The sequence below is a fragment of the Leclercia barmai genome, from assembly GCF_049312895.1.
In the GTDB taxonomy this organism is placed as follows: domain Bacteria; phylum Pseudomonadota; class Gammaproteobacteria; order Enterobacterales; family Enterobacteriaceae; genus Enterobacter; species Enterobacter barmai.
In genome coordinates, this window is record NZ_JBMNWZ010000002.1 from 634690 (window position 1) to 661427 (window position 26738).

A 26738-nucleotide genomic window follows, 5' to 3' on the forward strand; every position below is an offset into this window, starting at 1 on the left:
CCACATGAATCAGAGTCTGCTGGTGACAAAGCGCGACGGTGCTACCGAGCGTATCAATCTGGACAAAATCCATCGAGTTCTCGACTGGGCAGCAGAAGGGCTGAATAACGTATCGATTTCTCAGGTTGAACTGCGCTCCCATATCCAGTTCTATGACGGCATCAAAACGTCTGATATCCACGAAACCATTATCAAAGCCGCGGCGGATCTCATCTCCCGCGAAGCACCGGATTATCAGTACCTCGCTGCCCGTCTGGCGATTTTCCACCTGCGTAAAAAAGCCTACGGCCAGTTTGAGCCGCCAGCGCTGTTCGATCATGTGGTGAAGATGGTTGAGCTCGGCAAGTACGACATGCATCTGCTGGAAGACTACACGGAAGAAGAGTTCAGACAGATGGATGGGTTTATCGATCACTGGCGTGATATGAACTTCTCCTACGCCGCGGTGAAGCAGCTGGAAGGTAAATACCTGGTCCAGAACCGCGTGACCGGCGAAATCTACGAGAGCGCCCAGTTCCTCTACATTCTGGTGGCGGCCTGCCTGTTCTCTAACTACCCGCGTGAAACCCGTCTGGAATACGTGAAGCGTTTCTACGATGCCGTTTCCACCTTTAAAATTTCTCTGCCAACGCCGATCATGTCCGGCGTGCGCACCCCAACCCGCCAGTTCAGCTCCTGCGTGCTGATCGAGTGCGGCGACAGCCTGGATTCCATCAACGCCACCTCCAGCGCCATTGTGAAATACGTTTCCCAGCGTGCCGGTATCGGCATCAACGCCGGTCGTATTCGTGCCCTGGGCAGCCCAATTCGCGGCGGTGAAGCGTTCCACACCGGCTGTATCCCGTTCTACAAACACTTCCAGACCGCGGTGAAATCCTGCTCTCAGGGCGGCGTGCGCGGTGGGGCGGCCACCCTGTTCTACCCGATGTGGCATCTGGAAGTCGAAAGCCTGCTGGTACTGAAAAACAACCGTGGCGTGGAAGGCAACCGCGTGCGCCACATGGACTACGGCGTGCAGATCAACAAGCTGATGTACACCCGTCTGCTGAAAGGCGGTGACATCACCCTGTTCAGCCCGTCCGACGTCCCGGGCCTGTACGACGCCTTCTTCGCCGATCAGGACGAATTCGAGCGTCTGTACGTGCAGTACGAAAACGACGACAGCATCCGTAAGCAGCGCGTGAAAGCGGTTGAGCTGTTCTCGCTGATGATGCAGGAACGTGCCTCTACCGGCCGTATCTACATCCAGAACGTCGACCACTGCAACACCCACAGCCCGTTCGATCCGGTGGTTGCGCCTGTGCGCCAGTCCAACCTGTGTCTGGAGATCGCTCTGCCGACCAAACCGCTGGAAGATGTGAACGACGAAAACGGCGAAATCGCCCTCTGTACGCTCTCCGCGTTCAACCTGGGTGCCATCAACAGCCTTGACGAGCTGGAAGAGCTGGCAGTGCTGGCGGTACGTGCTCTGGATGCGCTGCTGGATTATCAGGATTACCCAATCCCGGCGGCAAAACGCGGTGCGATGGGTCGTCGTACGCTGGGTATTGGCGTGATTAACTACGCTTACTGGCTGGCGAAAAACGGTAAGCGTTATTCCGACGGCAGCGCTAACAACCTGACGCACCAGACCTTCGAAGCCATTCAGTACTACCTGCTGAAAGCCTCGAACGAGCTGGCCATCGAACAGGGTGCCTGCCCGTGGTTCAACGAAACCACCTACGCCAAAGGCATTCTGCCGATCGACACCTACAAGAAAGACCTGGATGCGATCGCCAATGAGCCGCTGCATCTTGACTGGGAAGCGCTTCGCGAATCCATCAAGACTCACGGCCTGCGTAACTCCACGCTCTCTGCCCTGATGCCGTCCGAGACCTCTTCGCAGATCTCCAACGCTACCAACGGTATTGAGCCGCCGCGCGGTCACGTCAGCATCAAAGCGTCGAAAGACGGGATCCTGCGCCAGGTGGTGCCGGACTACGAGCTGCTGAAAAACAACTACGAGCTGCTGTGGGAGATGCCAAATAACGACGGCTACCTGCAGCTGGTGGGTATCATGCAGAAGTTTATCGACCAGTCGATCTCTGCGAACACCAACTACGATCCGTCACGCTTCCCGTCAGGGAAAGTGCCGATGCAGCAGCTGCTGAAAGACCTGCTCACCGCCTACAAATTTGGCGTGAAAACCCTGTACTATCAAAACACCCGCGACGGTGCGGAAGATGCGCAGGACGATCTGGTCCCATCTATTCAGGATGACGGCTGCGAAAGCGGCGCATGTAAGATTTAATGTTAATGCCGGGTGGCGCTACGCTTACCCGGCCTACGGTTTTGTAGGCCCGGCAAACGCAGTGCCGCCGGGCAATACAATTTCAACAGGACTCACTTCAATGGCATACACCACCTTTTCACAGACGAAAAACGACCAGCTCAAAGAGCCGATGTTCTTCGGCCAGCCGGTCAACGTGGCGCGCTACGATCAGCAAAAATATGACATCTTCGAAAAGCTGATCGAAAAGCAACTCTCTTTCTTCTGGCGTCCGGAAGAAGTTGACGTTTCCCGCGACCGTATCGACTTCCAGGCCCTGCCGGATCACGAAAAGCACATCTTCCTCAGCAACCTGAAGTATCAGACCCTGCTGGATTCCATCCAGGGGCGCAGCCCGAACGTGGCCCTGCTGCCGCTGATCTCCATCCCGGAGCTGGAAACCTGGGTTGAGACCTGGGCGTTCTCCGAGACGATCCACTCCCGCTCCTACACCCATATCATCCGTAACATCGTCAACGATCCGGCGATTGTCTTCGATGATATCGTGACCAACGACCAGATCCTGAAGCGCGCGGAAGGCATTTCCCACTTCTATGACGACCTGATCGAGATGACCAGCTACTGGCATCTGCTGGGTGAAGGCACCCACAGCGTGAACGGCAAAACCGTCACCGTGAACCTGCGTGAGCTGAAGAAAAAACTCTACCTGTGCCTGATGAGCGTGAACGCGCTGGAAGCGATCCGCTTCTACGTCAGCTTCGCCTGCTCCTTCGCCTTCGCGGAACGCGAGCTGATGGAAGGCAATGCCAAAATCATTCGCCTCATCGCCCGCGATGAAGCCCTGCACCTGACAGGCACCCAGCATATGCTGAACCTGCTGCGCAGCGGCGTGGACGATCCGGAGATGGCCGAGATTGCTGAAGAGTGCAAACAGGAGAGCTATGACCTGTTTGTCCAGGCGGCCCAGCAGGAGAAAGAGTGGGCGGAATATCTGTTCCAGGGCGGCTCCATGATCGGCCTGAACAAAGATATTCTCTGCCAGTACGTGGAGTACATCACCAACATCCGTATGCAGGCGGTCGGTCTCGACCTGCCGTTCCAGACCCGCTCCAACCCGATCCCGTGGATCAACACCTGGCTGGTGTCCGATAACGTCCAGGTTGCGCCGCAGGAAGTGGAAGTGAGCTCCTACCTTGTCGGTCAGATTGACTCTGAAGTTAACACCGACGATTTGAGCGATTTCCAGCTCTGATGAGCCGCGTGACGCTTCGTCTTTCTGGCACAGAAGTTCTGTGCCAGGAAGAGCACCCCTCCCTGCTTATTGCGCTGGAATCCCATCAGATTGCCGTTGAATACCAGTGCCGCGAAGGCTACTGCGGCTCCTGCCGCTGTCGTCTGGTTGCCGGTCAGGTTGACTGGGTCACCGAACCGCTGGCCTTTATCAACGAAGGGGAAATTTTGCCCTGCTGCTGCCGGGCAAAAGGGGATATTGAGATCGAGATGTGATTGTGTCGGGTGGCGCTTCGCTTACCCGACCTACAAAACCGCAGTTCACAGGCCGGGTCAGGCGAAGTCGCCACCTGGTTATCCAGCCATAAACCTGAACCTTATTGACGACGCGCCTGCACTTCCGCGTGGTGACGTTTTTCACCGATCATGACCACAATCAGCAGCAGTACCGCCAGCACGCTGCCGCCAATCATCACCATAAAGCCGCCGTCCCAGCCAAAGAAGTCAACGGTATAGCCGACAATCGCGCTCGCTGCGACCGAGCCGCCGAGGTAGCCGAACAGACCGGTAAAGCCAGCCGCCGTCCCCGCCGCTTTTTTCGGTGCCAGTTCGAGGGCGTGCAGACCAATCAGCATAACCGGACCATAAATCAGGAAGCCGATAACGATCATACAGGCCATATCCACACCCGGATTACCCGGCGGGTTGAGCCAGTAGACAACGGTCGCGATGGTCACCAGGGTCATGAAGAACACCCCCGTTGCGCCGCGGTTGCCTTTAAACACTTTGTCCGACATCCAGCCGCAAATCAGGGTGCCCGGGATCCCGGCATATTCGTACAGGAAGTAGGCCCAGGACGATTTATCCAGCGCGAAGTGCTTCACCTCTTTCAGGTAGGTCGGTGACCAGTCGAGGATGCCGTAGCGCAGCAGGTAGACGAAGACGTTCGCCACCGCGATGTACCACAGCAGTTTGTTAGGCAGCACGTACTTCATGAAGATCTGTTTTGCGGTCAGCTCTTCTTCATGCTGCTCGCTGTAATCATCCGGGTAGTCGTTTTTGTACTCTTCAATCGGCGGCAGGCCACAGGACTGCGGCGTGTCGCGCATCAGAGCGAAGGCGATAATCGCCACCACGATGGCGCCGAAGGCAGGCATATAGAGCGCAGCGTGCCAGTCGTTGAACCAGGCCATCCCCAGCAGGAACAGCAGAGGCGGAATACCGCCGCCCACGTTATGGGCGCAGTTCCACACCGACACAATGCCGCCACGCTCTTTTTGCGACCACCAGTGCACCATGGTGCGTCCGCATGGCGGCCACCCCATGCCCTGGAACCAGCCGCAGAGGAACAGCAGGACGAACATGACGGCAATGCTGGAGGTTGCCCAGGGAACAAAGCCCATAAACAGCATCACCGCTGCCGCCAGGATCAGACCGGCGGGCAGGAATACGCGCGGATTCGAGCGATCCGACACGGAGCCCATGATGAATTTGGAAAACCCGTAGGCGATAGAGATCCCCGACAGCGCGAAGCCCAGATCGCCACGGGAGAAGCCCTGCTCCACCAGATACGGCATGGCGAGCGCAAAGTTTTTACGTACAAGGTAGTACGCCGCGTACCCGAAGAAGATCCCCAGGAAAATTTGCCAACGCAGACGGCGGTAGAGCGGATCTATTTCTGCCTCAGGCAGACGCGCCCTGTGCGGCGCAGGTTTGAAGATACTGAGCATGACAGCCTCCGTGGCCTTGAAGTGAATGAGCAGGTGGCTCGCACCTGAATTCCAGAGGCGGGGATGTTAAGAAATCACGGTGATTGTTACTGTGAATCAACGCACAGATTGTTACAGAAATATGACAAAATGCGCAAAAAGGCGCACGAAACACTGTTTCAGTTTCGAATTTCGCTCGTTTGTGTTCGAAATCAAACAAACCACAGTTTTCATGTGGCTAAATGATAAAAAACGAACACTGAGGGATGACAATGACAATTCACGATCCAGGTTACAGCGATGTGATTATCATTGGCGGTGGTGCAACGGGTGCCGGGATCGCACGCGATTGCGCCCTTCGCGGCCTGAGCGTCACGCTTCTGGAGCGCCATGATATTGCCACAGGCGCAACCGGTCGTAACCACGGTCTGCTGCACAGCGGCGCGCGGTATGCGGTTACCGACGGTGAATCCGCTCGCGAGTGTATTGCCGAAAATCAGATCCTGCGGCGCATTGCCCGCCACTGCATTGAACCGACCGACGGTCTGTTTATCACCCTTCCCGAAGACGATCTCGCCTTTCAGTCGACCTTTATTACCGCCTGCCGGGCGGCGGGGATTGCGGCCGAGGCCATCGACCCGGCCCTCGCGCGCCGCATTGAGCCCTCGGTCAACCCGGCTCTGACGGGGGCGGTGAAAGTGCCTGACGGTACGGTTGATCCTTTTCGCCTGACGGCCGCCAATATGCTGGACGCCCGCGAGCATGGCGCGCGCATTCTGACCGGACACGACGTCACCGGGCTTATCCGCGAAGGCGATCGCATCTGTGGCGTGCGGCTGTTTAACGCGCAATACAACGAACACAGCGAGCTGTTTGCCTCCGTGGTCGTTAATGCCGCTGGGATCTGGGGACAGCGCATCGCGGAATACGCCGACCTGTCGGTTCGCATGTTCCCGGCAAAAGGCTCGCTGCTGATCCTCGACCACCGTATTAATAACCACGTGATCAACCGCTGCCGCAAACCGTCCGATGCCGACATCCTCGTCCCCGGCGATACCATTTCGTTAATCGGGACGACCTCAACCCATGTCGACTACAGCCAGATTGATGACAACCGCGTGACCGCCGAAGAGGTGGATATCCTGCTGCGCGAAGGGGAAAAACTGGCCCCGGTGATGGCGCAGACCCGCATTCTCCGTGCCTATGCCGGAGTACGTCCGCTGGTCGCCAGCGATAACGATCCGAGCGGACGTAACGTTAGCCGGGGCATCGTGCTTCTCGATCACGCTGAGCGCGACGGCATGGAGGGGTTCATTACCATTACCGGCGGCAAGCTGATGACCTACCGTCTGATGGCCCAGCTTGCGACCGATGCCGTCTGCCGCAAGCTGGGCAATAGCCAGCCCTGCGTCACCGCGGAACAACCGCTGCCCGGATCGCGACAGCCCACCGAGAAAACGCTGCAAAAAATCATCTCCCTTCCTGCCCCGCTGCGCGGGTCGGCCGTCTATCGCCATGGCGACAGGACGCCGGCCTGGCTGGGTGAAGGGCGGCTTAGCCGCAGTCTGGTCTGCGAATGCGAAGCCGTCACCGCCGGTGAAGTGCAGTACGCGGTGGAGAATCTGACGGTCAAAAGCCTGCTCGATCTCCGTCGCCGCACCCGCGTGGGCATGGGCACCTGCCAGGGCGAACTCTGCGCCTGTCGTGCCGCCGGGTTGTTGCAGCGTTTTAACACCACTACCGCCACCCAGTCGCTGGATCAGCTCAGCGCTTTTTTAAATGAACGCTGGAAAGGCATTCAGCCTGTCGCCTGGGGCGATGCCCTGCGCGAAACCGAGTTTACCCGCTGGGTCTACCAGGGGCTTTGCGGTCTTGAGAAGGAGCAACAGGATGAAATTTGATACGGTGATTGTCGGCGGCGGGCTGGCGGGCTTGCTCTGCGGCATCAAACTCACGAAGCAGGGGCTGCGCTGCGCCATTATCACCCGGGGCCAGAGCGCCCTGCACTTCTCCTCGGGCTCGCTGGATCTGGTGGACGAAAGGTACCGCGATAAACTGCCGCCGGAGCACCCTTATCACCTGACCGGTGCGCAGCATATTGACCGCCTGGCGCTGGAAACCGAAGCGCTGCTGGCGGAGTGCGGCGCGCGTCTGCAGGGGAGCGCCAGGCAAAATCATCAGCGGGTCACGCCGCTTGGCAAACTGCGTTCCGCGTGGCTTAGCCCTGAAGAGGTGCCCGTTGCCCCCTTTAATGCCGCGCGCGTGCGGGTGGTGGGCATCAGCGGTTTTCTTGATTTTCAGGCACATCTTGCGGCGGCATCGCTGTGTCGCCAGGGCGTTAACGCCGAGGCGGCCGAGATTGAGCTGCCCGAACTGGATGTCCTGCGCGATAACCCGAGCGAGTTTCGCGCGGTGAACATCGCCCGTTTTCTGGATAACGAGGAGAGATGGTCGCTGCTGTACGACGCCCTCAGGCCGCTCGGCGACAGCTGTGACGCCCTGTTTATGCCCGCCTGCTTTGGCTTAAGCGACAACAGGCTCTGGCGCTGGCTTTCGGATCGCCTGCCCTGCACGCTCGGGTTACTGCCTGGGCTTCCCCCTTCGGTGCCCGGCATTCGCCTCCATACCCAGCTCCAGCGCAAATTTGTGGCGCAGGGCGGCGTGTGGATGGCGGGAGACGAGGTGAAAAAAATCACCCTGACCGACGGGGCAGTCAGCGAGGTATGGACGCGAAACCATGGCGATATTCCCCTGCGCGCGCACTTCACCGTGCTGGCAAGCGGCAGCTTCTTCAGCAACGGGCTGCTCAGCACCCGCGAGGGGATCCGGGAAGCCATTCTGGGCCTGGATGTCAGGCAAAGTCCGTCTCGCGCGGACTGGTATCAGAGCGATTTCTTTACGCCGCAGCCCTGGCAGCAGTTCGGCGTCATCGTGGATACCCATCTGCACCCGCAGCTTTCCGGTAAGGCGATCGGCAATCTTTTCGCCATCGGCTCCGTGCTGGGCGGCTACGATCCCATCACCCAGGGCTGTGGCGGCGGCGTTTGTGCCGTAACGGCACTCTACGTTGCGGAGCAGATTATTCAGCGCACGGAGGCTGAACAATGAACGATACCCGTTTCGAAAGCTGCATTAAATGCACGGTCTGCACTACGGTCTGCCCGGTCAGCGGCGTGAACCCGCGCTATCCCGGTCCGAAGCAGGCGGGGCCCGACGGCGAGCGCCTGCGCCTGAAGGACGGCAGGCTTTACGATGAGGCGCTGAAATATTGCATCAACTGTAAACGCTGTGAGGTGGCCTGCCCGTCGGATGTCAACATCGGGGATATCATCCAGCGCGCCCGGGCGCGCTACAGTACGCAAAAGCCGTCATTGCGGGACGTCATTCTGAGCCATACCGATCTGATGGGCAGCCTCTCCACGCCCTTTGCCCCGCTGGTGAATGCCGCCACCTCCCTCAAACCGGTGCGCAAGCTGCTGGATACCACGCTTAAAATCGACCATCACCGCAGCCTGCCAAAATATTCTCACGGGACTTTCCGCCGCTGGTATAAATCCGTTGCGGCGGAACAGGCGCAGTTTGCCGAACAGGTCGCCTTCTTCCACGGCTGTTACGTGAACTACAACCATCCGCAGCTGGGAAAAGATCTGCTGAAAGTGCTTAACGCCATGGGGACCGGGGTACAGCTTCTCAGCAAAGAGAAGTGCTGCGGCGTCCCGCTCATCGCCAACGGGTTTACGGATAAAGCGCGCAGGCAGGCGAAAAGCAACGTTTCGTCGCTGCGCGAGGCCATTGTCGACAAGGGGATCCCGGTGCTGGCGACCTCGTCCACCTGTACCTTTACGCTGCGCGATGAGTATCCGCACCTGCTGGATGTCGATAACAGCGGCTTGCGGGAACATATCGAGCTGGCGACGCGCTTTCTGTGGCGCAGGCTGGACGGCGGACAGACGTTGCCCCTGAAGGCGTTACCGCTGAAAGTGGTCTATCACACGCCATGCCATATGGAAAAAATGGGCTGGGCTCTCTATACGCTGGAGCTGCTGCGGCTGATCCCCGGGCTGGAGCTAACGGTGCTGGATTCGCGCTGCTGCGGCATCGCGGGCACCTACGGCTTTAAGCGGGAAAACTACGAAACATCACAGGCGATAGGTGCCCCGCTGTTCCGCCAGATTGAGGAGAGCGGCGCGGATCTTGTGGTGACCGACTGTGAAACCTGTAAATGGCAGATTGAGATGTCCACCCACAAGCGCTGCGAGCATCCCATTAGCCTGCTGGCACAGGCGCTGGTTTAGCAAGCGCCCGGCAGAACGTCACTGCCGGGCTCCCCCTGATTAATAACTCGTTTTACTGGCTGCGGATAATGGCGTTTTGAACATCGCCAGCCGCCTGTCGAGGGCGTCAGTGTAGAGCATGGTGTCCACCCCTACCGCAACAAAGGTTGCCCCCCAGCGCAGCGCCTTTTGCGCCATCTGTGGATCGACCGCAAGAAAGCCTGCGGCTTTACCCGCAGCACAAATGCGGCGAATGCTGCGCTCGATAATCGCCTGGACTTCCGGGTGCCCGGCGTTGTCCGGATAACCCAGCGACGCCGACAGATCGGCCGGACCGATAAACACGCCGTCAATCCCCTCCACTTCCAGGATCGCATCCAGGTTATCCAGCGCAGTTTTGCTCTCCACCTGAATCAGCAGGCAGAGCTCGTCATTGGCCTGAGCCATGTAATTTTCGACTCGTCCCCAGCGCGCCGCTCGCGCCACCCCTGCCCCGACGCCGCGCGTGCCCAGCGGCGGATAGCGCGTAGCCGAGACGATCTCCCGCGCCTGCTCTGCGCTGTCGACCATCGGGATCAGCAGCGTTCTGGCACCAATATCCAGCACCTGTTTGATCAGGCTGCGCTCGCCGTCAACCGGGCGGATCACCGGCTGGCTGGCATAAGGGGCAATCGCCTGCAGCTGGTGGTAGAGATCCTGAACGGTGTTAGGCGCATGCTCCCCGTCGATTAACAGCCAGTCATAGCCTGAGGTTGCCGCTATCTCCGCCATGTAGGACGAGGTGGAACTCAGCCACAGCCCAATCTGCGGTTCGCCGTTTCGCAGGGCCTGCTTAAAAGGGTTAGAAAGAACGTTCTGCATAATAACTCCCTGAAAATTAATGATGTATGCGGTCGGCCTGCGGCGCGGTGCGGGTCACTCCCAGCACGAAGATCGCCAGCGATCCGAGAATGGCGATGGCGGCCAGCGCCAGCAGCCCGGCGGCATCGCTGCCAAAGACGTTCTGGGCTTCCACCCGGATGAGCGGGGCGAGAAAACCACCCACCGCGCCAAACAGGTTGACGAAGCCAATCCCTGCCGCCAGCGCGGTGCCGGAGAGCAGCTGCGTCGGCATGGTCCAGAAGACCGGCTGCACGGCAATGAACCCCACCGCGGCCACGCACAGGGCCATTATCGCCAGTACCGGCGACACCAGCCCCGAGACACCCACCCCAATACCGGCGGCCAGCAGCGTCAGGGTGGCGATGTTGCGCCGTTCGCCGGTGCGGTCGGAATAACGCGGGATAAGCCAGGTGCCAAACAGCGCGGCAACCCACGGGATCGCCGCCACCACCGAGGCGGTAAAGCCCACTTTGGTGCCAAGCAACGCAGCGACCTGGGTCGGGAGGAAGAAGATCAGCCCGTAAACGGCAATCTGAATGGTCATGTAGATAAAGGCCAGCTGCCAGACCCGGCCATTGCGCAGGGCATCGCTCAGGCGTGACGTCGCTTTGCTCTGCTCTTCACTCGCCAGCTGGTTGATCAGCGCCTGTTTCTCCTCTGCGTTCAGGAAGCGTGCCTGCTGCGGCGTATCGTCAAGCCAGAAGAAGGTAAAGACCCCGGCCCCCACGGCGATCAGCCCTTCGATAACAAACATCCAGAACCAGCCGGGATGGCCCATAAAGCCATGCATCTCCAGCAGCGCGCCGGAGAGCGGCGATCCCAGCGACAGCGCCAGCGGCGCGCCCATGTAGAACAGCCCCATGATGCTGGCGCGGTTGCGCTGGGGGAACCACTGGGAGGTAAGGTAAATCATGCCGGGGAAGAAGCCCGCTTCCGCCGCCCCCAGCAGGGTGCGGATCAGCAGGAATTTGCTTTCGGTATCGGCCCACGCCATCGCCGCAGAGAGGAATCCCCACAGCAGCGTGGTGGTGCCAATCCACGTCCGGGCACCGAATTTGCGCATCAGCAGGTTGGCGGGAACCCCCAGCAGGGCATAGACCACAAAGAAGATCCCGGCCCCGAGCGCGTAGGCTTCGTTGCTGAGCCCGGTATCGATCTGGTAGCTCTCCTTGGCGAAGCCGATGTTAGAGCGATCCAGAAACGCCAGCACGTACAGCGCCAGCATAAACGGGATCAGACGGGCGCGGTTTTTCCTGACCACGCCGTCAAGCAGAGTCATACTCATAGACAATCCTCAGTGAACGGTGACGCCACGCCGGTGCGCGGCGGTTTAGTGGCTGTAAGGACGTTTCAGGGCGCAGTCACGGTTGAGTTCGACGCCAAAACCGGGTTTATCCAGCACCGATTTGTGGATGCGGCCATTCACCGGCACCGGTTCATCGAGCAGGATCGGGTCAAACTGCGGACGCAGCGTGGCGCAGTCCGGGCTGGTCATCAGGAATTCGCTGAACGGCGTGTTGGTGAAGGTGATCACCGCGTGATGGGAGTAGACCGACGAGCCGTGCGGCACCACCAGCTGCCCACGGGCTTTGGCGATGGCGGCGATCTCCACCAGCGTGGTTAACCCCCCGCACCAGCCCACGTCCGGCTGCATGATGTCGATCCCGGTCTCCGATAGCGTGCGGAAGGACTGCAGGGTGCCGTGGTGCTCGCCGCTGGTTACCATCATGCCCGGCGGGGCATTGCGCTTCAGCTCGCGGTAGCCTTCATACTGCTGCGGCGGCAGGCACTCTTCAATCCACTTCAGGTTATAGGGCGCGCAGGCGTGGGCCAGCTTCGTGGCGTAATTCACATCCTGGCTCATCCAGCAGTCCAGCATCAGCCAGAAATCAGGGCCACATTTTTCCCGGTACTCCGCCACCATCGCCACATCCTGGCGGATCCCGGCGTCGCCGTCGTGCGGCCCCCGGTGAGTCGGCATTTTACCGCCGATGAAGCCCATATCTTTCGCCAGGTCCGGGCGCGCGCCGGTGGCGTAAAAACGAATTTCATCCCGTACCGCACCGCCCAGCAGCTTGTAGACCGGCAGCCCAACCACCTTCCCGAACAGGTCCCACAGCGCCAGGTCGATGCAGGAGATGGTGTTCAGCACCAGCCCGCCAGAGCCTGCATAGAACATCGTCGCCCCGAGCATCTGGTCGTGGATGAGCTTGATGTCGCTGACGCACTTGCCCTCAACAAAGCGGCTGAGGTGTTTCTCCACGATAAAGCAGCCCATCTCTCCTGCGGTGGAGACGGCAAAACCGGTCTGGCCGTTGTCGGCCTCCACTTCGACAATCAGCGTACCGAGGACGTTAATGCCGAACGACTGGCGCGACTGCTCATACTGCGGGTATTTGCTCATCGGGGTGGCGATGTGGTCGTCGATCCAGTGGTTAGCCCCCTGGTCGTGATAATCGCCGCCGCCAGCGCCCTTCTCTGCCGTAGCGCCACCGGTGAACCAGGCGCGGATCTGTTTAATCTTTGGTAGGGTCATGATGTTCTCCATTTTATGAGGCGTGTTGTTCGAAGGGGCTTTTCCAGCCCAGTAAGCGGGAAATGTCTTTCGCGCAGGCAATGGCTTTACCGGCCAGGTAGTCGCGGTTGTCCTCGTTGATTTGCAGCCGGGTGCCCACCACCGAGATCGCCGCGGTGAGTTCGTTGCTGGCATTAAAGACCGGGGCCGCCACGCAGCGCACGTCGGGGTAGTCTTCGCCGTTATCAAAGCTCCAGCCCCTGGCGCGAATGCGTGCCAGCTCGCTACGCAGCTGCCCGGGATCGGTAATGGTGGTCGGGGTGGCTCGCTCCCAGCTCAGGCCGGCGATAATCGCCTCCTGCGTCTGGGTGGGTTGCCAGGCAAGCAGGCACTTGCCAATGCCCGAGCGGGAGAGCGACAGGCTTTTTCCCTCGTGGGAGCGCACGCTGATGGTGGCCGGGGACTCGATCTTCAGAATGTAGTAGGCGTTATCGTGATCGATGATGCCGAGGTGGCACAGCATGCCGCATTCGTCCATCAGCCGGGTCAGACGCGGGCGCGCCAGCTCGCGCAGATCCATCCGGCTGACGGCGTGGCCTGCCAGCTCCACCAGCTTGGTCCACAGGCAGTAGTTATCCTGGTTATCAAGGCTCAGAAAGCGCTGTTTTCTCAGCTCACCCAGCAGCAGATAGGCGGTGCTTTTCGGGATGCCGAGCTCCTCGATGATGGTCGCGGCGCTGCACGGTCCCAGACGGGCAATGGTGTTGAGAATATCAATGGCGCGGGTCAGCGCCGGTACTTTGCTTGATTCCAGCATAGTGGACTCCAGTCCTGAATACTGGAATCAGTGTTGCGGCTGTGAGGGAGTTTATTTGTGAGCGAGTTCAAATCTCGCGCGCTATCCAGCCTGCTGGACAAGCAGCAGTAGAATTATGTGATAAACAGCACGGAAAAAAATCTGGCGAGTACAACAGGTTGGACAAACAGGCGCCGGGCGGGGAGCCCGGCGCGCAACTGTTACGGCAGGAACAGCGACTCAACCACGTTGATCCAGCCATGCTCGCTGGCAACCGGCTTGCCGTTCAGCCAGCGACGCAGCATATTCAGCGCCATCATCGCACAGACCTCCTGACGTACCGCCAGGCTGTAGCGCGTGGCGCTCATTTTGACGCGCAGGCCGTGGGTACCTTCCGGGGTAGAAAGGGCAAAGTTAAGATGCTCCTCTTCCAGCCCGGAGATCGCCAGCGCCAGCCCGGCGAAATGGTTCACCCGACGTTCGGCGGCCCAGTGCGCGGTTTGCGCCAGGGTCTCTTCCTGAGAAGGCACCACTTCGCTTGCCAGCAGCGAGGCGTTGGCGCGGGATAACTGCAGAGCCAGAAGCCCGCCGGTGAACTGCTCGCTCAGGGTCAGGCCTAGCTGACGGGCCTGCAGTTCACGAACGATCTGCGCCGGTAACCCCTCGGTACCTTCAAAAATCAGATTCTCACCCGCGACACGCTGTACCTCTGGCCACAGCGCCAGCATCGCGGCTTTTTCCGTCGCCGGGCCGGTGAGTTTAAGTTCGATAATCGGCATCGAAGAGCGATACCCCATCGTGACGCCCGGCGGTAAAGCGAGATGATCGAGGCTCTGGGCCAGATCGCTTTCGGAGCGGCCAAAGGTAGTAAGACGCAGGCAAATCGGCGGTTCAGGAAGGGTAAAACGGGCCCGCAGTCGCGGCAGGATCTCCTGTTCGACCATCACCTTAAATTCGGAGGGCACGCCGGGGGTGAAGAACATCAGACAGCGGTTAAGCTGAATAGCAAAGCCGCATGCGGTGCCAACCGGGTTATCCACCAGCTCCGCGCTGGCCGGGATTTCGGCCTGCTTGCGGTTACTGGGCGCCATCACCCTGCCGCGGTCGCTGAAGAAACGTTCCATATGGCTGAGCCACTCGGTGTGCAGCACCAGCTCTTCGCCTTTTGCCGTGGCGGCGGCCAGCGCGCTCAGATCGTCGCTGGTGGGGCCGAGCCCGCCATTCACAATCAGCACGTCGGCGTGTTCGCTGCGCTCGCGCAAAACGTTAACCAGTGCCTCCAGCGAGTCACCCACCGTATTACGCCGCGTTAACGGTAATCCCTGTTCAAAGAAAATATCAGCCAGCCAGGCCGCATTGGTATCGGTAATTTGTCCATGCAGCACTTCATCGCCAGTGGACAGCATCTCCACGTTTATCATTGTGTTCTCCCGCTTAGGTGGTGAAAACACTATAACGCAATCGGCGAGGAGAGGGAGAGAAACAGGCGCGGCAGAACGCCGCGCCAAAGGGATCAGAAGCCTGCGCTCACGCCCACGTACGGGCCATCAGCAATGGCGTTGTCGCGGTTGCCATCTTTGCCCGCCAGGTTCAGGTAGCGGTAGCCCGCTTCAATGGTAATCGGACGCATAATGGTCCAGCGCGCACCGGCGTTGGCTTCTTCATAGCTGTCGATACCGCTGGAGAGGGAGTCCGGAGAGTAGTAGTACTCGCCAAACAGACCGAAGCTGTCGCCAATTTTCCACTGCAGGCCGCCGCCGACCGCTGCCGCGTAGCCTTCGTCACCGTCGTTCGGGTTGGTGTAAATGCCTTTACCGCCGACGGTTGCGAGGAATGGGCCAAGAGGGATATTGAACCCCAGCCCCAGGCTTGCCGCATCGCCGTCGTCATCGTTATGCGTCCAGCCACCGGTCATCGCCAGACCTGCGCTATCCGTGCCAAGACCAAAGCCCAGGTGGGTATAATCCTCGCCCGCCGAGCCGTTAAAGGAGATAGCGTTAGCCGCCGCAGATACAAACATCAGGCCGCTTAAGCCCAGTAATGCCACTTTTTTCATTGTCGTGATCCCGCACAATTTTATTCATGAATGTCCCAAAACCGCGAGATTTTACCCTGAGACTCTCAGGGATCAATGGACTCTGCGTGCGTCAGACAATTAGTTTGTAACGATTTGATAATATCTGCCTTTATGCCATCAGGAGAAAACGCATTTTCACGCACAGCCCGCCAGAGGTTTCGCTGCGCGACAGCTGAAGATGGCTGCGGTGCAGGCGGGCAATATCGCTCGCCAGCGCCAGACCGATGCCCGATCCGCTGGCATCGCCCACGTTATCCAGACGGCGAAACGGCAGCATGGCCTGCGGGATCAGATCCTCGGCTATTCCCGGACCGCTGTCTTCCACGCTCAGCTCAACCGCGCCGTTATGCGTGCGCAGGTACACCGTCACCATCCCCTGCTCCGGCGTGTATTTAATCGCATTCTCCAGCAGATTGGCGCACAGCTCGCCCAGCAAAACTTCATCTCCTTCGATTATCACCGGCTGCTGCTCACCGTCGTATCCCAGATCGATCGCTTTGCTGCGCGCCTGCGCCAGCCGGGAGAAGCAGCAATTCTGCACCACCTGCACCAGATCGACGGCGGCAAACGGGTGCTCCTCCTGCTCTTTACGCTTCACCGCCGCAAGCTGTAACAGGCGCTCGGTCAGCACGATGGTGTTATCCAGCGTCACGTTCATCGCCCGTAAGCTCTCCTGCCACAGCGCCGGATCGTCCCGCGTCAGGGCAACCGAGACCTGGGTTTTCAGCACCGCTAAGGGCGTTTTGAGCTGGTGAGAGGCATCGGCATTGAAGCGCTCCTGGCGCGAAAGCACCCCGCGTAGCCGGTCAATATAGCGGTTGAAGGCCACGATCAGCAGTCGGGTTTCTGACCAGGGCAGCAGCTCGGGCAGCGGGGCCAGCCCCCCCGGCTCGCGCCGGACCATCAGGGATGAGAGCTGGCGCATCGGGCGCAGCACGCGGCGCAACAGCCAGGCGGTTAAAATCAGCGTCAGCAGGACCAGCATCCCCTGAGATACCCATGACGAGAACAGCAAACTGCTGGCGAGATAGCGACGGGACTGTAGCGTTTCGGCGACATAGATCTCCGCCATGCCGACAATACCGTCCTCGTTGACGGGCTGGAGCAGTTTCGCCACGCGGATCGCCTGCCCGCGGTATTCGGTATGATAAAACCAGGCCAGCGCCGGGTAGAGCGTGGTACGCGACGTTGAAGGGGGCATCTTCGGCAGATCGTCATAACCGGAGATCACCCGCCCGTCGGGGGCGACCACCTTGTAGTAAAGCCGGTCGTTCATGTTGAGCTCAAAGCTGTCGAGCACCACCCAGGGCACATTCACCTCGAGCCTGCCGTCGTGAACCACCAGCCGCTCGGAGACCGTCCGCGCCGAGGATAGCAGGGTGCGGTCGTAGGCCTGCGTCGCCGCCTGCAGCGCGCTGACGTAGCTGTTAAACGCGGACAATCCCCACAACAGCAGCAACGGCAGGCCCAGAAAAAGCAGCAGCTGAAAGTAAAGCGACTGCGGCTTAACCCACCTCATCGCCGCACTCCAGCACGTAGCCAAGCCCGCGCAGGGTGGTTACCCGCACCCCGCTGCCGCTCAGCTTTTTGCGCAGGCGATGGATATAGAGGTCGATACTCTCCGGGCTGACGTCGTCGTTCAGGCTGAACACCTGGTCGAAAAGCTGCTGTCGTGAGACGGGTCGGGTCCGGCGATGCATCAACACTTTCAGCAGTGAGAGCTCGCGCGGTGTCAGGGACAGCGGCTCATCGCGCAGCAGAAAAAAGCCTTCATCGTCATACTCCAGCTCCCCCAGGCGCTGACGCTCCTGAGTCCGCCCTTCGCTTCTGCGCAGCAGGGCACGCAGCCGGGCATCAAGCTCCTCCAGCTCGAACGGCTTCGGCAGATAGTCATCCGCCCCGGCATTCAGCCCTGTCACCCTGTCCGCCACGTTGCTGCGGGCAGTGAGAAACAGCACGGGGAGCGTCTGGCCGCGCTTGCGCAGGCGATGGACCACCTCCAGCCCGTCAAAACCGGGCATGCCGATATCCAGGACGGCGACGGCATAGCTTTCACCCTGCAACAGATGGTCGGCCGCCCGGCCGTCGTTCACACAGTCCACGGCGAAGCCACCCTGCACCAGCGCTTTCTCCAGCCAGTGAGCCAGCTCACGATTATCTTCCGCGAGTAAGAGACGCATATCACATCCTGTAAAGTTGGTGTCGCAGTGAAAGGGAAATGAAAGGTTAATGTTTTAACAATCACGCAACGGAATCGCCACAAGGTGGTTCACATAATCAGAAAAAAGACCTGTACCCGTACTCCCGGTTCTCCGGCGTGAGGATAAACTATGAAAAAACAATTACTTTCTACCCTTGCTGCAAGCGTATTGCTGTTGAGTGCCTCTGTCGTCCAGGCGCAGGATGCCCCGTCCCGCACCGAATGTATCGCCCCGGCTAAACCAGGCGGCGGCTTTGATCTCACCTGCAAGCTGATTCAGGTCAGCCTGCTGGAGACGAAGGCCATCGAAAAACCGATGCGCGTCACCTACATGCCCGGCGGCGTGGGCGCGGTGGCCTATAACGCGATTGTCGCCCAGCGCCCTGCCGAAGCAGGCACCGTGGTGGCCTTTTCCGGCGGCTCGCTGCTGAACCTCTCCCAGGGCAAATTTGGCCGCTACGGTGTGGATGACGTGCGCTGGCTCGCCACCGTCGGCACCGATTACGGCATGATCGCCGTGCGGGCAGACTCCCCGTGGAAATCCCTTCAGGATCTGCTGACCGCCATGGAAAAAGATCCGAACAGCGTAGTGATTGGCGCGGGTGCATCGATCGGCAGCCAGGACTGGATGAAAGCCGCCCTGCTGGCGCAGCAGGCAAAAGTGGATCCACACAAGATGCGCTATGTGGCGTTTGAGGGCGGCGGCGAGCCCGTCACGGCGCTGATGGGCAATCACGTTCAGGCTGTCTCGGGCGATCTCAGTGAAATGGTGCCCTACCTGAGCGGCGATAAAATCCGCGTGCTGGCGGTCTTCTCGGAAAACCGTCTGCCGGGGCAGCTGGCGAACGTCCCGACCGCCAAAGAGCAGGGCTATAACCTGGTCTGGCCAATCATCCGCGGATTCTTCGTCGGGCCAAAAGTGACCGATGCCGAGTACCAGTGGTGGGTCGACGCGTTCAACAAACTTCAGCAGACCGAAGAGTTTAAGAAACAGCGCGATCTGCGCGGGCTGTTTGAGTTTAACCTCAACGGCAAGCAGCTGGATGAGTACGTTAAAAAACAGGTGAATGACTACCGCGAGCAGGCGAAAGCCTTTGGACTGGCGAAATAACCGGAGGCGCTATGAGCGATCGTATTTTTGCCGGGATATGGCTGCTGCTCTGTATTGGCGGGCTGTTCGTCGCCTGGCAGATCCACAGCGAATACAGCTATGAACCCGTGGGGCCTCGCCCTTTCCCGATGGGCATTGTCGGCCTGATGCTGCTCTGCTCCGTCGCCCTGCTGCTGCGACAGCCGGATGACGTGCAGTGGCCGCTACGCCGCACCCTGCAACGTCTGCTGGTGATGGTGATTGTTCTGTTGACCTACGCGTGGGGCTTTGAGTGGCTCGGCTTTCCGATTGCCACCGCCCTGCTGACGATGGTGATTGGCATGCTGTTTAACGCCTCGCTGCCTGCGGCGGGGATCTCCGGGGTCGTGCTGGGCATTTTACTCTGGTACGCCTTCGACCGCCTGCTGGACGTGACGTTGCCCCTCGGCGCCTGGTTTAACTAACGGAGCACGCTATGGATACCTGGATTTATCTCTCTCAGGGGTTCGCGGTAGCGATGACCCCGGAAAACCTGGTCATTGCCCTGATCGGCTGTTTCGTCGGGACCATTGTCGGCCTGCTGCCGGGCCTGGGGCCCATCAACGGCGTGGCGATCCTGCTGCCGCTGGCCTTTGCCCTGCATCTGCCCGCAGAGTCGGCGCTGATCCTGCTGGCGACGGTTTACATCGGCTGCGAGTACGGGGGGCGTATTTCGTCGATACTGCTTAACGTGCCCGGCGACGCTGCCGCCATCATGACCGCGCTGGACGGTTATCCGATGGCGCAGCAGGGACGCGGAGGGGTGGCGCTCTCCATTTCGGCGGTCAGCTCGTTCTTCGGGTCGCTGATTGCCATCGGCGGCATCATCCTGTTCGCTCCGGCGCTGGCCCAGTGGTCGCTGGCGTTTGGTCCGGCTGAGTATTTTGCGCTGATGGTGTTCGCCATCGCCTGCCTCGGCAGCATGATGGCGCAGAATCCGCTGAAGTCGTTTTTATCCGCGCTGATTGGCTTAGGCTTAGCCACCGTCGGCGTGGATGCTAACACCGGGGTGTATCGCTTTACCTTCGACAGCGTTCACCTGTCTGACGGCGTGCAGTTTATCGTCGTGGTGATTGGCCTGTTCTCTGTCTCTGAAATTTTACTGATGCTGGAACATACCAGCAGCGGGCAGACGCTGGTCCGCAAAACCGGCCGCATGATTTTTAACGCCAGAGAGGGTGCGCAGTGTATCGGCGCCACCTTGCGTTCGTCGGTGATTGGTTTCTTCGTCGGCATTCTGCCCGGCGCGGGGGCGACCATCGCCAGTGCTATCACCTACATGACCGAGAAAAAGCTGAGCGGTAACAGCGACAGCTTCGGCAAAGGCGATATTCGCGGCGTGGCGGCGCCCGAAGCGGCAAACAACGCCTCGGCCTGCGGTTCGTTTATCCCGATGCTGACCCTCGGCGTGCCGGGTTCCGGTACCACGGCGGTGATGATGGGCGCGCTGACGCTCTATAACATCACCCCGGGTCCGGCGATGTTCACCGAGCAGCCGGACATTGTCTGGGGTCTGATCGCGGCGCTGCTGATCGCCAACGTGATGTTGCTGGTGATGAACATCCCGCTGATCGGCCTCTTCACCCGCATGCTGACCATTCCCCTGTGGTTCCTGGTGCCCGCCATTGCAGCCGTCTCTGCGGTTGGGGTCTACGCGGTGCACAGCACCACCTTCGACCTGGTGCTGATGGTGCTGCTCGGCGTGCTGGGGTACATCCTGCGCAAGATGCACTTCCCGATGTCGCCGCTGATCTTAGGGTTTGTGTTAGGGGAAATGCTGGAGCAGAACCTGCGCCGCGCCCTCTCCATCAGCAACGGCAATATGGCGATCCTGTGGGAAAGCAGCGTGACGAAGATCCTGCTGGCGATGGCGATTATGGTGATCGTGGTGCCGCCGGTTCTGCGTCTGGTGCGCCGCCGTCAGCGCAAGCCGCAGCCAGATATTGGCTGATTAGCCTCTCAGCAGGGCAGTGACCCACTGTTTTAACGCCTGGCGGGAGATTTTAATCCCGCCATTTTTTAGCTCAGCGGGCAATGCCAGCCAGTGTACCGGCTGTTCAAAGCGCGCCACCCTGCCCCGGATCCAGTCAGGGAAGCGGGCAATATCGGTTCCCGGCTCACACTCCACCACCGCGACCGGACGCTGCCCGAACTCGGCGTCGTCCAGCGGAACGATAAATACCTGGCTTATCTGCGGATGCGTGGCGATGATCCGCTCAACGGCTTCCGGCTGAACCCCCTCTCCCCCGCTGAAAAAGAGATTATCCATACGGCCTAAAATGGTCAGACGCCCGTTTTGCCACTCCCCGCGATCGCGGGTAGCAAACCAGCCCTGAGCATTCGTCAGAGAGAGTAATGCCCCGTCCCGCCAGTAGCCTGCCGCCATACTTTGCGCCCTGATCCAGACCTCGCCGTCAACAACCTGCACCTCCCTGCCGGGCAGCGGAGCGCCAACGTCCGGCTCGCCGTCCGCCGCTTTCGCACAGACGGTTGAGGCGAACTCCGTCAGACCATAACCGCAGAAAGTGCGAATACCCTGCTCACGCGCCTTCTCCGTTAATTCAACAGAAATTGCCGCTCCGCCGAGCAGGACGGCTTTCAGCGCAACCTGATGCTGAGCATTAAGCAGACGCCAGAGCTGTGTCGGCACCAGAGAGGCATGGGAGCAGCCTTGCAGCGCCTGCTCCAGCGGCTGTTTTTCACGCACGGTTAACCGCGCGCCAGCCTGCAGCCAGCGCCACAAAATGCCCTGGCCAGAAACGTGGAACAGCGGCAGGGAGAGCAGCCAGTCGTCATCAGCGCCGTAGGGCATCAGCGCCAGAACCCCTTCTGCGCTGGCAAGATGCGCCGCACAGGTGTGCACCGCCGCTTTCGGCAAGCCCGTCGAGCCGGAGGTGAGCGTCATGGAGGCCAGACGTTCCGGCTGCCAGGGGACAGCATACTCACCCGGCATCTCTGAGAGGCTAAGTAAAGCGATGCCGTCATAGGCGCCGTCCAGCACCAGCGCATGGTTCAGCGTCATCTGCGGAAGCAGCACGTCCAGCAGCGGTCCCGGAAGCTGGGGATTCACAGGGAGAATGCGCGCCCCGCACTGGAGCAGCGCCAGCCAGGCCAGCAGCGTCTGCGGGTGGTTACAGGCGAGCAGCATGACGCCCTCGCCGTCCTCCACACCCTGATGCCGGAACCCGGCGGCAAGGCTGTCGATACGCGCGCAGAGCTGATGCCAGGTGAGCACATCGTCATTCAGCCGCAGCGCCGGTCGATCGGCTTTATGCGCGCACCAGTGCCGCCACGGCCAGTCGGAAAAGGTCATAGCAGCGGCTCCAGCGCCTCGCGGCCCAGACATGGCAAGGCATTGCCCGGCCAGGTGCGCAGCAGCTGCGCCTGCATCAGGTTCAGGGTATCCAGGCCGGGAAGGGTATCCGGCGTGTACTGCGCGGCAATGCGCGCCAGCTGGGACAGACCGAGGCTCGACTCAATGGACGAGCTGATCACTGCCGTCATCCCCAGGGTATGCGCCGCTTTTACCTGCTCGTGCACCTTCGCGAGGCTGCCGGTGAGCGTGGGCTTGATCACCACTGCCCTGACGCCCGGCTCGGCCGCGAATTCAAAATCGTCCTCGCGCAGGCTTTCATCCCAGGCGATGGCGATCCCGGTCTCACGGGCAAATGCCAGCGAGTCCGCGCGGGTTTTGCAGGGCTCTTCCAGAAAGGCAATCCGATCCCGGTACGCAGGGTTAACGTACTTCGCAAACTGCTGCGCCTTCAGCGGGGTCCAGGCCCGGTTAGCATCCAGGCGCAGGCGCAGATCCGGGATGGCCTCCAGCAGCAGGTTCGCCACCATGCCGTCACGCACCGCTTCATACAGGCCGACCTTGATCTTCGCCACTTTCTCGCCCGGCATCGCGGCGAGAACGGCAAACAGCTCATCGGGATCGCCGGTACAGAGCGGTGCCGCGCGGTAGTTGGCCGCATCAGGTAAAAGGCCAGCCAGCTCGGCCAGCGCACAGCTGATGCCAAAATCCACCGACGCCACGCCCGGCAGCCGCGGCTCTTCGCCGTCACGCCAGGCTATGCACCAGGCCCGCAGGGCAGCTTCTGCGTCTTCCAGCGACTCACGGCTGAAGCCCGGCAGGGGGGAGATCTCTCCCCACCCTTCCCGTCCCTCGTGCTGCAGATAAACGAACAGACCGTCGCGGGTATTTAAACGCCGCTCGCGCAGTACCACACCCGCGTCCATCGGTATCTGCCAGCGGTAGATCTGCACGCTACGCATTACGGATTCCGTTTGTATTTGCTGAAGTCCGGCTGGCGCTTCTCGTTGAAGGCGTTACGTCCTTCCTGGCCCTCTTCGGTCATGTAGAACAGCATGGTGGCATTGCCCGCCAGCTCCTGCAGCCCGGCCTGACCGTCGCAGTCGGCGTTCAGGGCCGCCTTCAGGCAGCGCAGCGCCATCGGGCTGTTTTGCAGCATTTCACGACACCAGCGCACGGTCTCTTTTTCGAGGTCGGCAATGGGTACCACGGTGTTCACCAGGCCCATATCCAGCGCTTCCTGGGCGTTGTACTGGCGACACAGGAACCAGATTTCACGCGCTTTTTTCTGACCGACGATGCGGGCCATGTAAGACGCGCCCCAGCCGCCGTCGAAGGAGCCGACTTTCGGGCCGGTCTGGCCGAAAATGGCGTTCTCGGCGGCAATCGTCAGGTCGCACATCATATGCAGGACGTGACCACCGCCAATGGAGTAACCCGCCACCATCGCGACAACCGGTTTCGGGCAGGTGCGGATCTGGCGCTGGAAGTCGAGCACGTTCAGGTGGTGGGTGCCCGCATCGTCCTGGTATCCGCCGTAGTCGCCGCGCACTTTCTGATCGCCACCGGAGCAGAACGCCTTCTCACCTTCCCCGGTCAGGACGATCGCGCCGATGTTGTCGTCATAACGGGCATCCGCCAGGGCCTGGATCATCTCTTTGACGGTTAACGGGCGAAACGCGTTGCGCACTTCCGGACGGTTGATGGTGATTTTAGCGATGCCGTCCGCCGATTTGTGGTAGCGAATGTCGGTATAGCCTTCGGAGCAGTCCTGCCATTCCACCGGTGCGTAGAGCATGTTTTCATCAGGGTAGATCATAGAGTGTCCTTTGTTGAAAGACGAAGTATCTGGGCCAGACGCTCAGCCACCGCAACGGGGTTTTCCCGATGGGCGTTATGTCCGGCGTGAGGAATTTCATGGCGGATCGCAGAAAGTTGCCGGGCAATGTCCCGAAACTTGTGGTCCTGCTCGCCAAAGAGATAGAAAAAAGGGACGGTGCTCTCAGCGAGCGCCGCCCGTAAATCGGGTTGTTCTGCCAGGGACGTGGCCTGCAGCATCGCGGCCAGGGTCGTCCCGTTGTTGTGGCTACGCAGAGCGACCAGCTGCTCCCGCTGCGCCGGGGTGAGCGAGGCAAAGACCGGCTGTTGATACCAGTCGGCAAACACCGCTTCCAGGGGCTCCTGGCGAAAACGCGCCGCCCAGTGGGCATCGGAGGCGCGGCGGCTGGCGCGTGCATGTTCATCACTCAAACCGGGATGCGCCCCCTCGACAATCAGCCCCAGCAGCCCATCGGGCCGCTGGCAGGCGTGATACAGCGCAATGCGGCCGCCAAGGGAGTACCCCACCAGCCAGTAGTTTAGTATGTTGTAACTAACAAGGGTGCGTTCCAGCAGGCGACTGACGTCATCGAAATCGCTCACCGCAATGGACGCCGACTCGCCGTGCCCCGGCAGATCGAGATACAGCCGGGGATACGCATCCAGATGCTCGCCCGGCAGTTGCCATTCGCGGCAATCGCCGGAAAAACCGTGCAGGAACACCAGCCAGGGTTTATCCGCCTGACCTTTACGCTGCGTTCCCGCGAGGATCACAGGTGGCTGACCTGCGCCAGCAGGTTTTGCAGCATCTGCGCCCCGTCGCTGTCGTTCACTACCACTTCGATAAGCGTGGCGCCGGGTTTGCTCCACGCCGTGTTGAGCGCGCTCTCCAGCTCATCCCAGCTCTCAGGGCGCTGATACCTGAGGCTGAACATCGCCGCGGCATGTTTAAACTGCACGTTTTGCGGCATCAGATAAAAGCGTTCCCGTTCGCTCTGCGGGGTCGGCAGCAGGGAGAAAATCTGCCCGCCGTTGTTGTTGATCACCATCAGCACAAAGGGCGCTGAGGCCTGACGGAGCAGCGCCAGCGCATTCAGATCGTAGAGCGCCGACAGATCGCCGACGATGGCCAGCGTCGAACGGGCACTGGCGCGCTGAACCCCGGCGGCAGTGGAGATCAGCCCGTCAATGCCGCTGGCCCCCCGGTTACTGAACACCGGATAGCCCGCCGGCAGGCGGGAGAAGGCGTCAATCAGGCGCACCACCAGGCTGTTGCCCACAAACAGTTGTCCCTGTTCGGGCAGATAGCGATGGATGCGGTGCGCCAGCTGCGCCTCGCCGAATGCGTCGCTGTGTTGCGCCGTCAGCGCCCAGGCCTGGCGGGAGAGTTCGGGGATTTCGCTTGCCCAGGGGGCGCGTTTTTCCGCCGGATGCCGTTCCAGCCAGTCGGCCACGCCGGAGACCAGCCGACGCCCGCGATGGTGCGCGGGATCGAGCCGCCCGTCGTGCGGATCCACCAGCCAGTACTCTTCCGGCGTGCAGGTAGCCTGCCACTGTAAAAGGCGTTTTCCCGTCAGGCTGCTGCCAAGCTGCACCACAATCTGCGCCTGCTCCAGCTCGGTGACGGCCCTGGCGTTGCCGAGCCAGAGATCGGCGCACGGCAGCGGCTGTCCGGTCTGGGAGAGTACGTCGCCAATCAGGGGCCAGCCCAGCCGTTGCGCCCACTGGGCCACCTGCTTGCCCTCTTCGGCACTCATCCTGCCCGCGAGCACCACGCCGCGCTTCTGCCGCCAGAAGAACCAGTCGCGCTGGATGGGGCTTGAAAGCTCCGCCGGTGCGCGCAGCCAGGGTTTATCGCTCTGCCACCAGTCGCCCAGCGCCTGCTGCCAGTCGAGATCGGTATCATCCATTTCGCCATACAGCGGCTCGGCAAACGGACAGTTAATGTGCAGCGCACCCGCACGCAGCGCGCCCAGGGCGTTATCCACCGTCGAGACCAGCCAGCGGGCGGGAATATCCCGGGTCGGGCGCGGCAGCGACAGAGTCTGAGAGGGATGGGAAGCAAAAATACCCTGCTGGCGAATGGCCTGGTTTGCGCCACAGTCGATTAACTCCGGGGGGCGATCGGCGGTCAGCAGGACCAGTTTTTCACCGGTCAGACCGGCTTCAATCAGCGCAGGATAGAGATTCGCCACGGCCGTACCGGAGGTGACGATGACGGCCACCGGCGCGTCGCTGGCTTTTGCCAGCCCCAGCGCCAGATGCCCGAGGCCGCGCTCATCAAAATGGGTGTGATGAATAAAGGCACGGTTTTCAGCAGCGGCCAGGGTCAGCGGCGTCGAGCGCGAACCTGGCGCGATGCAAACGTGCCTGACCCCATGGCGGGTCAGGGCTTCAAGGATCACCGCCGCCCAGCGTCGGTTAAATGAACTCACTGACATGGAATTGTCCGGTATCAATATTGCGACGTAGTATAAATAATAGAGAAAGATGTAATTTTGATATGAATCGGGAATGTACGACTCA

At 60.5% G+C, this 26738-nt stretch carries 23 protein-coding genes; 9 read left to right on the forward strand and 14 right to left on the reverse strand.

Annotated elements, in window-relative coordinates; all coding sequences use genetic code 11:
* Window positions 1-4 precede the first annotated feature (4 nt).
* From nrdA to yfaE, 3 genes are all read left to right on the forward strand, one after another.
* The gene (gene nrdA / locus ACOYA6_RS11330) at window positions 5-2290 is read left to right on the forward strand and encodes a class 1a ribonucleoside-diphosphate reductase subunit alpha (protein ID WP_039031008.1); all 2286 of its coding nucleotides are present in this window, start codon (window positions 5-7) and stop codon (window positions 2288-2290) included.
* Between the two features lie 100 nt (window positions 2291-2390).
* Window positions 2391-3521, forward strand: coding sequence for a class Ia ribonucleoside-diphosphate reductase subunit beta (nrdB, locus tag ACOYA6_RS11335; RefSeq protein ID WP_039031007.1), 1131 nt, complete (start codon window positions 2391-2393; stop codon window positions 3519-3521).
* Entirely contained in the window at window positions 3521-3775 is a 255-nt protein-coding gene (yfaE, locus tag ACOYA6_RS11340; protein ID WP_138369880.1) for a class I ribonucleotide reductase maintenance protein YfaE, read from the forward strand. Before nrdB ends, yfaE begins: the two co-directional genes overlap by 1 nt.
* Window positions 3776-3876: 101 nt before the next feature.
* On the opposite strand, the gene glpT is transcribed toward yfaE, so the two are convergent.
* A complete protein-coding gene (gene glpT, locus ACOYA6_RS11345; protein WP_039031005.1) occupies window positions 3877-5229 on the reverse strand; it encodes a glycerol-3-phosphate transporter in 1353 nt (450 codons plus the stop codon).
* A 251-nt stretch (window positions 5230-5480) separates the two neighbouring features.
* Between glpT and glpA the strand changes: the two genes are divergently transcribed.
* Genes glpA through glpC form a run of 3 tightly spaced genes read left to right on the forward strand, consistent with a single transcriptional unit; the run spans window position 5481 to window position 9503 of the window.
* Entirely contained in the window at window positions 5481-7109 is a 1629-nt protein-coding gene (gene glpA / locus ACOYA6_RS11350; RefSeq protein WP_422654717.1) for an anaerobic glycerol-3-phosphate dehydrogenase subunit A, read from the forward strand.
* On the forward strand, window positions 7099-8316 hold the full coding sequence (gene glpB / locus ACOYA6_RS11355; RefSeq protein WP_422654718.1) for a glycerol-3-phosphate dehydrogenase subunit GlpB: 1218 nt from the start codon (window positions 7099-7101) through the stop codon (window positions 8314-8316). The genes glpA and glpB overlap by 11 nt, the downstream gene beginning before the upstream one ends.
* The gene (glpC, locus tag ACOYA6_RS11360; protein WP_422654719.1) at window positions 8313-9503 is read left to right on the forward strand and encodes an anaerobic glycerol-3-phosphate dehydrogenase subunit GlpC; all 1191 of its coding nucleotides are present in this window, start codon (window positions 8313-8315) and stop codon (window positions 9501-9503) included. The genes glpB and glpC overlap by 4 nt, the downstream gene beginning before the upstream one ends.
* Before the next feature lie 39 nt (window positions 9504-9542).
* Here the strand turns inward: glpC and yfaU are convergent, their stop codons facing one another.
* The 8 genes from yfaU to tctD form a co-directional block, all read right to left on the reverse strand.
* Window positions 9543-10343 carry a 2-keto-3-deoxy-L-rhamnonate aldolase gene (gene yfaU / locus ACOYA6_RS11365; RefSeq protein WP_422654720.1) on the reverse strand — a complete coding sequence of 267 codons (801 nt, stop codon included), beginning with the start codon at window positions 10341-10343 and terminating at the stop codon, window positions 9543-9545.
* Window positions 10344-10359: 16 nt separating this feature from the next.
* Window positions 10360-11649, reverse strand: a complete 1290-nt coding sequence (locus ACOYA6_RS11370) for an MFS transporter (protein WP_422654721.1) — start codon at window positions 11647-11649, stop codon at window positions 10360-10362.
* 45 nt (window positions 11650-11694) lie between these two features.
* Complete coding sequence (gene rhmD, locus ACOYA6_RS11375) at window positions 11695-12900, reverse strand: L-rhamnonate dehydratase (RefSeq protein WP_422654722.1); 1206 nt, start codon at window positions 12898-12900, stop codon at window positions 11695-11697.
* Window positions 12901-12913: 13 nt separating this feature from the next.
* The gene (locus ACOYA6_RS11380) at window positions 12914-13696 is read right to left on the reverse strand and encodes an IclR family transcriptional regulator (protein WP_039030999.1); all 783 of its coding nucleotides are present in this window, start codon (window positions 13694-13696) and stop codon (window positions 12914-12916) included.
* Between the two features lie 200 nt (window positions 13697-13896).
* A complete protein-coding gene (locus ACOYA6_RS11385) occupies window positions 13897-15096 on the reverse strand; it encodes a nicotinamide mononucleotide deamidase-related protein YfaY (protein WP_039030998.1) in 1200 nt (399 codons plus the stop codon).
* A gap of 92 nt (window positions 15097-15188) precedes the next feature.
* Window positions 15189-15731: a YfaZ family outer membrane protein gene (locus ACOYA6_RS11390; protein ID WP_039030997.1), complete on the reverse strand. Its 543-nt coding sequence runs from the start codon at window positions 15729-15731 to the stop codon at window positions 15189-15191.
* A gap of 130 nt (window positions 15732-15861) precedes the next feature.
* Entirely contained in the window at window positions 15862-17271 is a 1410-nt protein-coding gene (locus ACOYA6_RS11395) for a sensor histidine kinase (protein WP_422654723.1), read from the reverse strand.
* Window positions 17258-17932, reverse strand: a complete 675-nt coding sequence (gene tctD / locus ACOYA6_RS11400) for a transcriptional regulator TctD (protein WP_039030995.1) — start codon at window positions 17930-17932, stop codon at window positions 17258-17260. Before tctD ends, ACOYA6_RS11395 begins: the two co-directional genes overlap by 14 nt.
* A 150-nt stretch (window positions 17933-18082) precedes the next feature.
* On the opposite strand from tctD, the gene ACOYA6_RS11405 reads away from it, so the two are divergent.
* Genes ACOYA6_RS11405 through ACOYA6_RS11415 form a run of 3 tightly spaced genes read left to right on the forward strand, consistent with a single transcriptional unit; the run spans window position 18083 to window position 21032 of the window.
* On the forward strand, window positions 18083-19063 hold the full coding sequence (locus ACOYA6_RS11405; protein ID WP_039030994.1) for a Bug family tripartite tricarboxylate transporter substrate binding protein: 981 nt from the start codon (window positions 18083-18085) through the stop codon (window positions 19061-19063).
* An 11-nt stretch (window positions 19064-19074) separates the two neighbouring features.
* Window positions 19075-19506, forward strand: a complete 432-nt coding sequence (locus tag ACOYA6_RS11410; protein WP_039030993.1) for a tripartite tricarboxylate transporter TctB family protein — start codon at window positions 19075-19077, stop codon at window positions 19504-19506.
* Window positions 19507-19517: 11 nt separating this feature from the next.
* On the forward strand, window positions 19518-21032 hold the full coding sequence (locus tag ACOYA6_RS11415) for a tripartite tricarboxylate transporter permease (RefSeq protein WP_039030992.1): 1515 nt from the start codon (window positions 19518-19520) through the stop codon (window positions 21030-21032).
* Here ACOYA6_RS11415 and menE read toward each other — a convergent pair whose 3' ends face one another.
* The 5 genes from menE to menD are packed head-to-tail and all read right to left on the reverse strand — an operon-like array spanning window position 21033 to window position 26653.
* A complete protein-coding gene (gene menE, locus ACOYA6_RS11420; RefSeq protein ID WP_422654724.1) occupies window positions 21033-22394 on the reverse strand; it encodes an o-succinylbenzoate--CoA ligase in 1362 nt (453 codons plus the stop codon).
* Window positions 22391-23356, reverse strand: a complete 966-nt coding sequence (gene menC / locus ACOYA6_RS11425; RefSeq protein WP_422654725.1) for an o-succinylbenzoate synthase — start codon at window positions 23354-23356, stop codon at window positions 22391-22393. The genes menE and menC overlap by 4 nt, the downstream gene beginning before the upstream one ends.
* Window positions 23356-24213 carry a 1,4-dihydroxy-2-naphthoyl-CoA synthase gene (menB, locus tag ACOYA6_RS11430; protein WP_138369868.1) on the reverse strand — a complete coding sequence of 286 codons (858 nt, stop codon included), beginning with the start codon at window positions 24211-24213 and terminating at the stop codon, window positions 23356-23358. Before menB ends, menC begins: the two co-directional genes overlap by 1 nt.
* The gene (gene menH / locus ACOYA6_RS11435; RefSeq protein WP_422654726.1) at window positions 24210-24986 is read right to left on the reverse strand and encodes a 2-succinyl-6-hydroxy-2,4-cyclohexadiene-1-carboxylate synthase; all 777 of its coding nucleotides are present in this window, start codon (window positions 24984-24986) and stop codon (window positions 24210-24212) included. Before menH ends, menB begins: the two co-directional genes overlap by 4 nt.
* A complete protein-coding gene (menD, locus tag ACOYA6_RS11440; RefSeq protein ID WP_422654727.1) occupies window positions 24983-26653 on the reverse strand; it encodes a 2-succinyl-5-enolpyruvyl-6-hydroxy-3-cyclohexene-1-carboxylic-acid synthase in 1671 nt (556 codons plus the stop codon). Before menD ends, menH begins: the two co-directional genes overlap by 4 nt.
* Between the last annotated feature and the right edge of the window lie 85 nt (window positions 26654-26738).

Bases quoted from the DNA above. Each gene is read 5' to 3' on its own strand.
- nrdA (WP_039031008.1), top strand. From the start codon at position 5: ATGAATCAGAGTCTGCTGGTGACAAAGCGCGACGGTGCTACCGAGCGT.
- nrdB (WP_039031007.1), top strand. From the start codon at position 2,391: ATGGCATACACCACCTTTTCACAGACGAAAAACGACCAGCTCAAAGAG.
- yfaE (WP_138369880.1), top strand. From the start codon at position 3,521: ATGAGCCGCGTGACGCTTCGTCTTTCTGGCACAGAAGTTCTGTGCCAG.
- glpT (WP_039031005.1), bottom strand. From the start codon at position 5,229: ATGCTCAGTATCTTCAAACCTGCGCCGCACAGGGCGCGTCTGCCTGAG.
- glpA (WP_422654717.1), top strand. From the start codon at position 5,481: ATGACAATTCACGATCCAGGTTACAGCGATGTGATTATCATTGGCGGT.
- glpB (WP_422654718.1), top strand. From the start codon at position 7,099: ATGAAATTTGATACGGTGATTGTCGGCGGCGGGCTGGCGGGCTTGCTC.
- glpC (WP_422654719.1), top strand. From the start codon at position 8,313: ATGAACGATACCCGTTTCGAAAGCTGCATTAAATGCACGGTCTGCACT.
- yfaU (WP_422654720.1), bottom strand. From the start codon at position 10,343: ATGCAGAACGTTCTTTCTAACCCTTTTAAGCAGGCCCTGCGAAACGGC.
- ACOYA6_RS11370 (WP_422654721.1), bottom strand. From the start codon at position 11,649: ATGAGTATGACTCTGCTTGACGGCGTGGTCAGGAAAAACCGCGCCCGT.
- rhmD (WP_422654722.1), bottom strand. From the start codon at position 12,900: ATGACCCTACCAAAGATTAAACAGATCCGCGCCTGGTTCACCGGTGGC.
- ACOYA6_RS11380 (WP_039030999.1), bottom strand. From the start codon at position 13,696: ATGCTGGAATCAAGCAAAGTACCGGCGCTGACCCGCGCCATTGATATT.
- ACOYA6_RS11385 (WP_039030998.1), bottom strand. From the start codon at position 15,096: ATGATAAACGTGGAGATGCTGTCCACTGGCGATGAAGTGCTGCATGGA.
- ACOYA6_RS11390 (WP_039030997.1), bottom strand. From the start codon at position 15,731: ATGAAAAAAGTGGCATTACTGGGCTTAAGCGGCCTGATGTTTGTATCT.
- ACOYA6_RS11395 (WP_422654723.1), bottom strand. From the start codon at position 17,271: ATGAGGTGGGTTAAGCCGCAGTCGCTTTACTTTCAGCTGCTGCTTTTT.
- tctD (WP_039030995.1), bottom strand. From the start codon at position 17,932: ATGCGTCTCTTACTCGCGGAAGATAATCGTGAGCTGGCTCACTGGCTG.
- ACOYA6_RS11405 (WP_039030994.1), top strand. From the start codon at position 18,083: ATGAAAAAACAATTACTTTCTACCCTTGCTGCAAGCGTATTGCTGTTG.
- ACOYA6_RS11410 (WP_039030993.1), top strand. From the start codon at position 19,075: ATGAGCGATCGTATTTTTGCCGGGATATGGCTGCTGCTCTGTATTGGC.
- ACOYA6_RS11415 (WP_039030992.1), top strand. From the start codon at position 19,518: ATGGATACCTGGATTTATCTCTCTCAGGGGTTCGCGGTAGCGATGACC.
- menE (WP_422654724.1), bottom strand. From the start codon at position 22,394: ATGACCTTTTCCGACTGGCCGTGGCGGCACTGGTGCGCGCATAAAGCC.
- menC (WP_422654725.1), bottom strand. From the start codon at position 23,356: ATGCGTAGCGTGCAGATCTACCGCTGGCAGATACCGATGGACGCGGGT.
- menB (WP_138369868.1), bottom strand. From the start codon at position 24,213: ATGATCTACCCTGATGAAAACATGCTCTACGCACCGGTGGAATGGCAG.
- menD (WP_422654727.1), bottom strand. From the start codon at position 26,653: ATGTCAGTGAGTTCATTTAACCGACGCTGGGCGGCGGTGATCCTTGAA.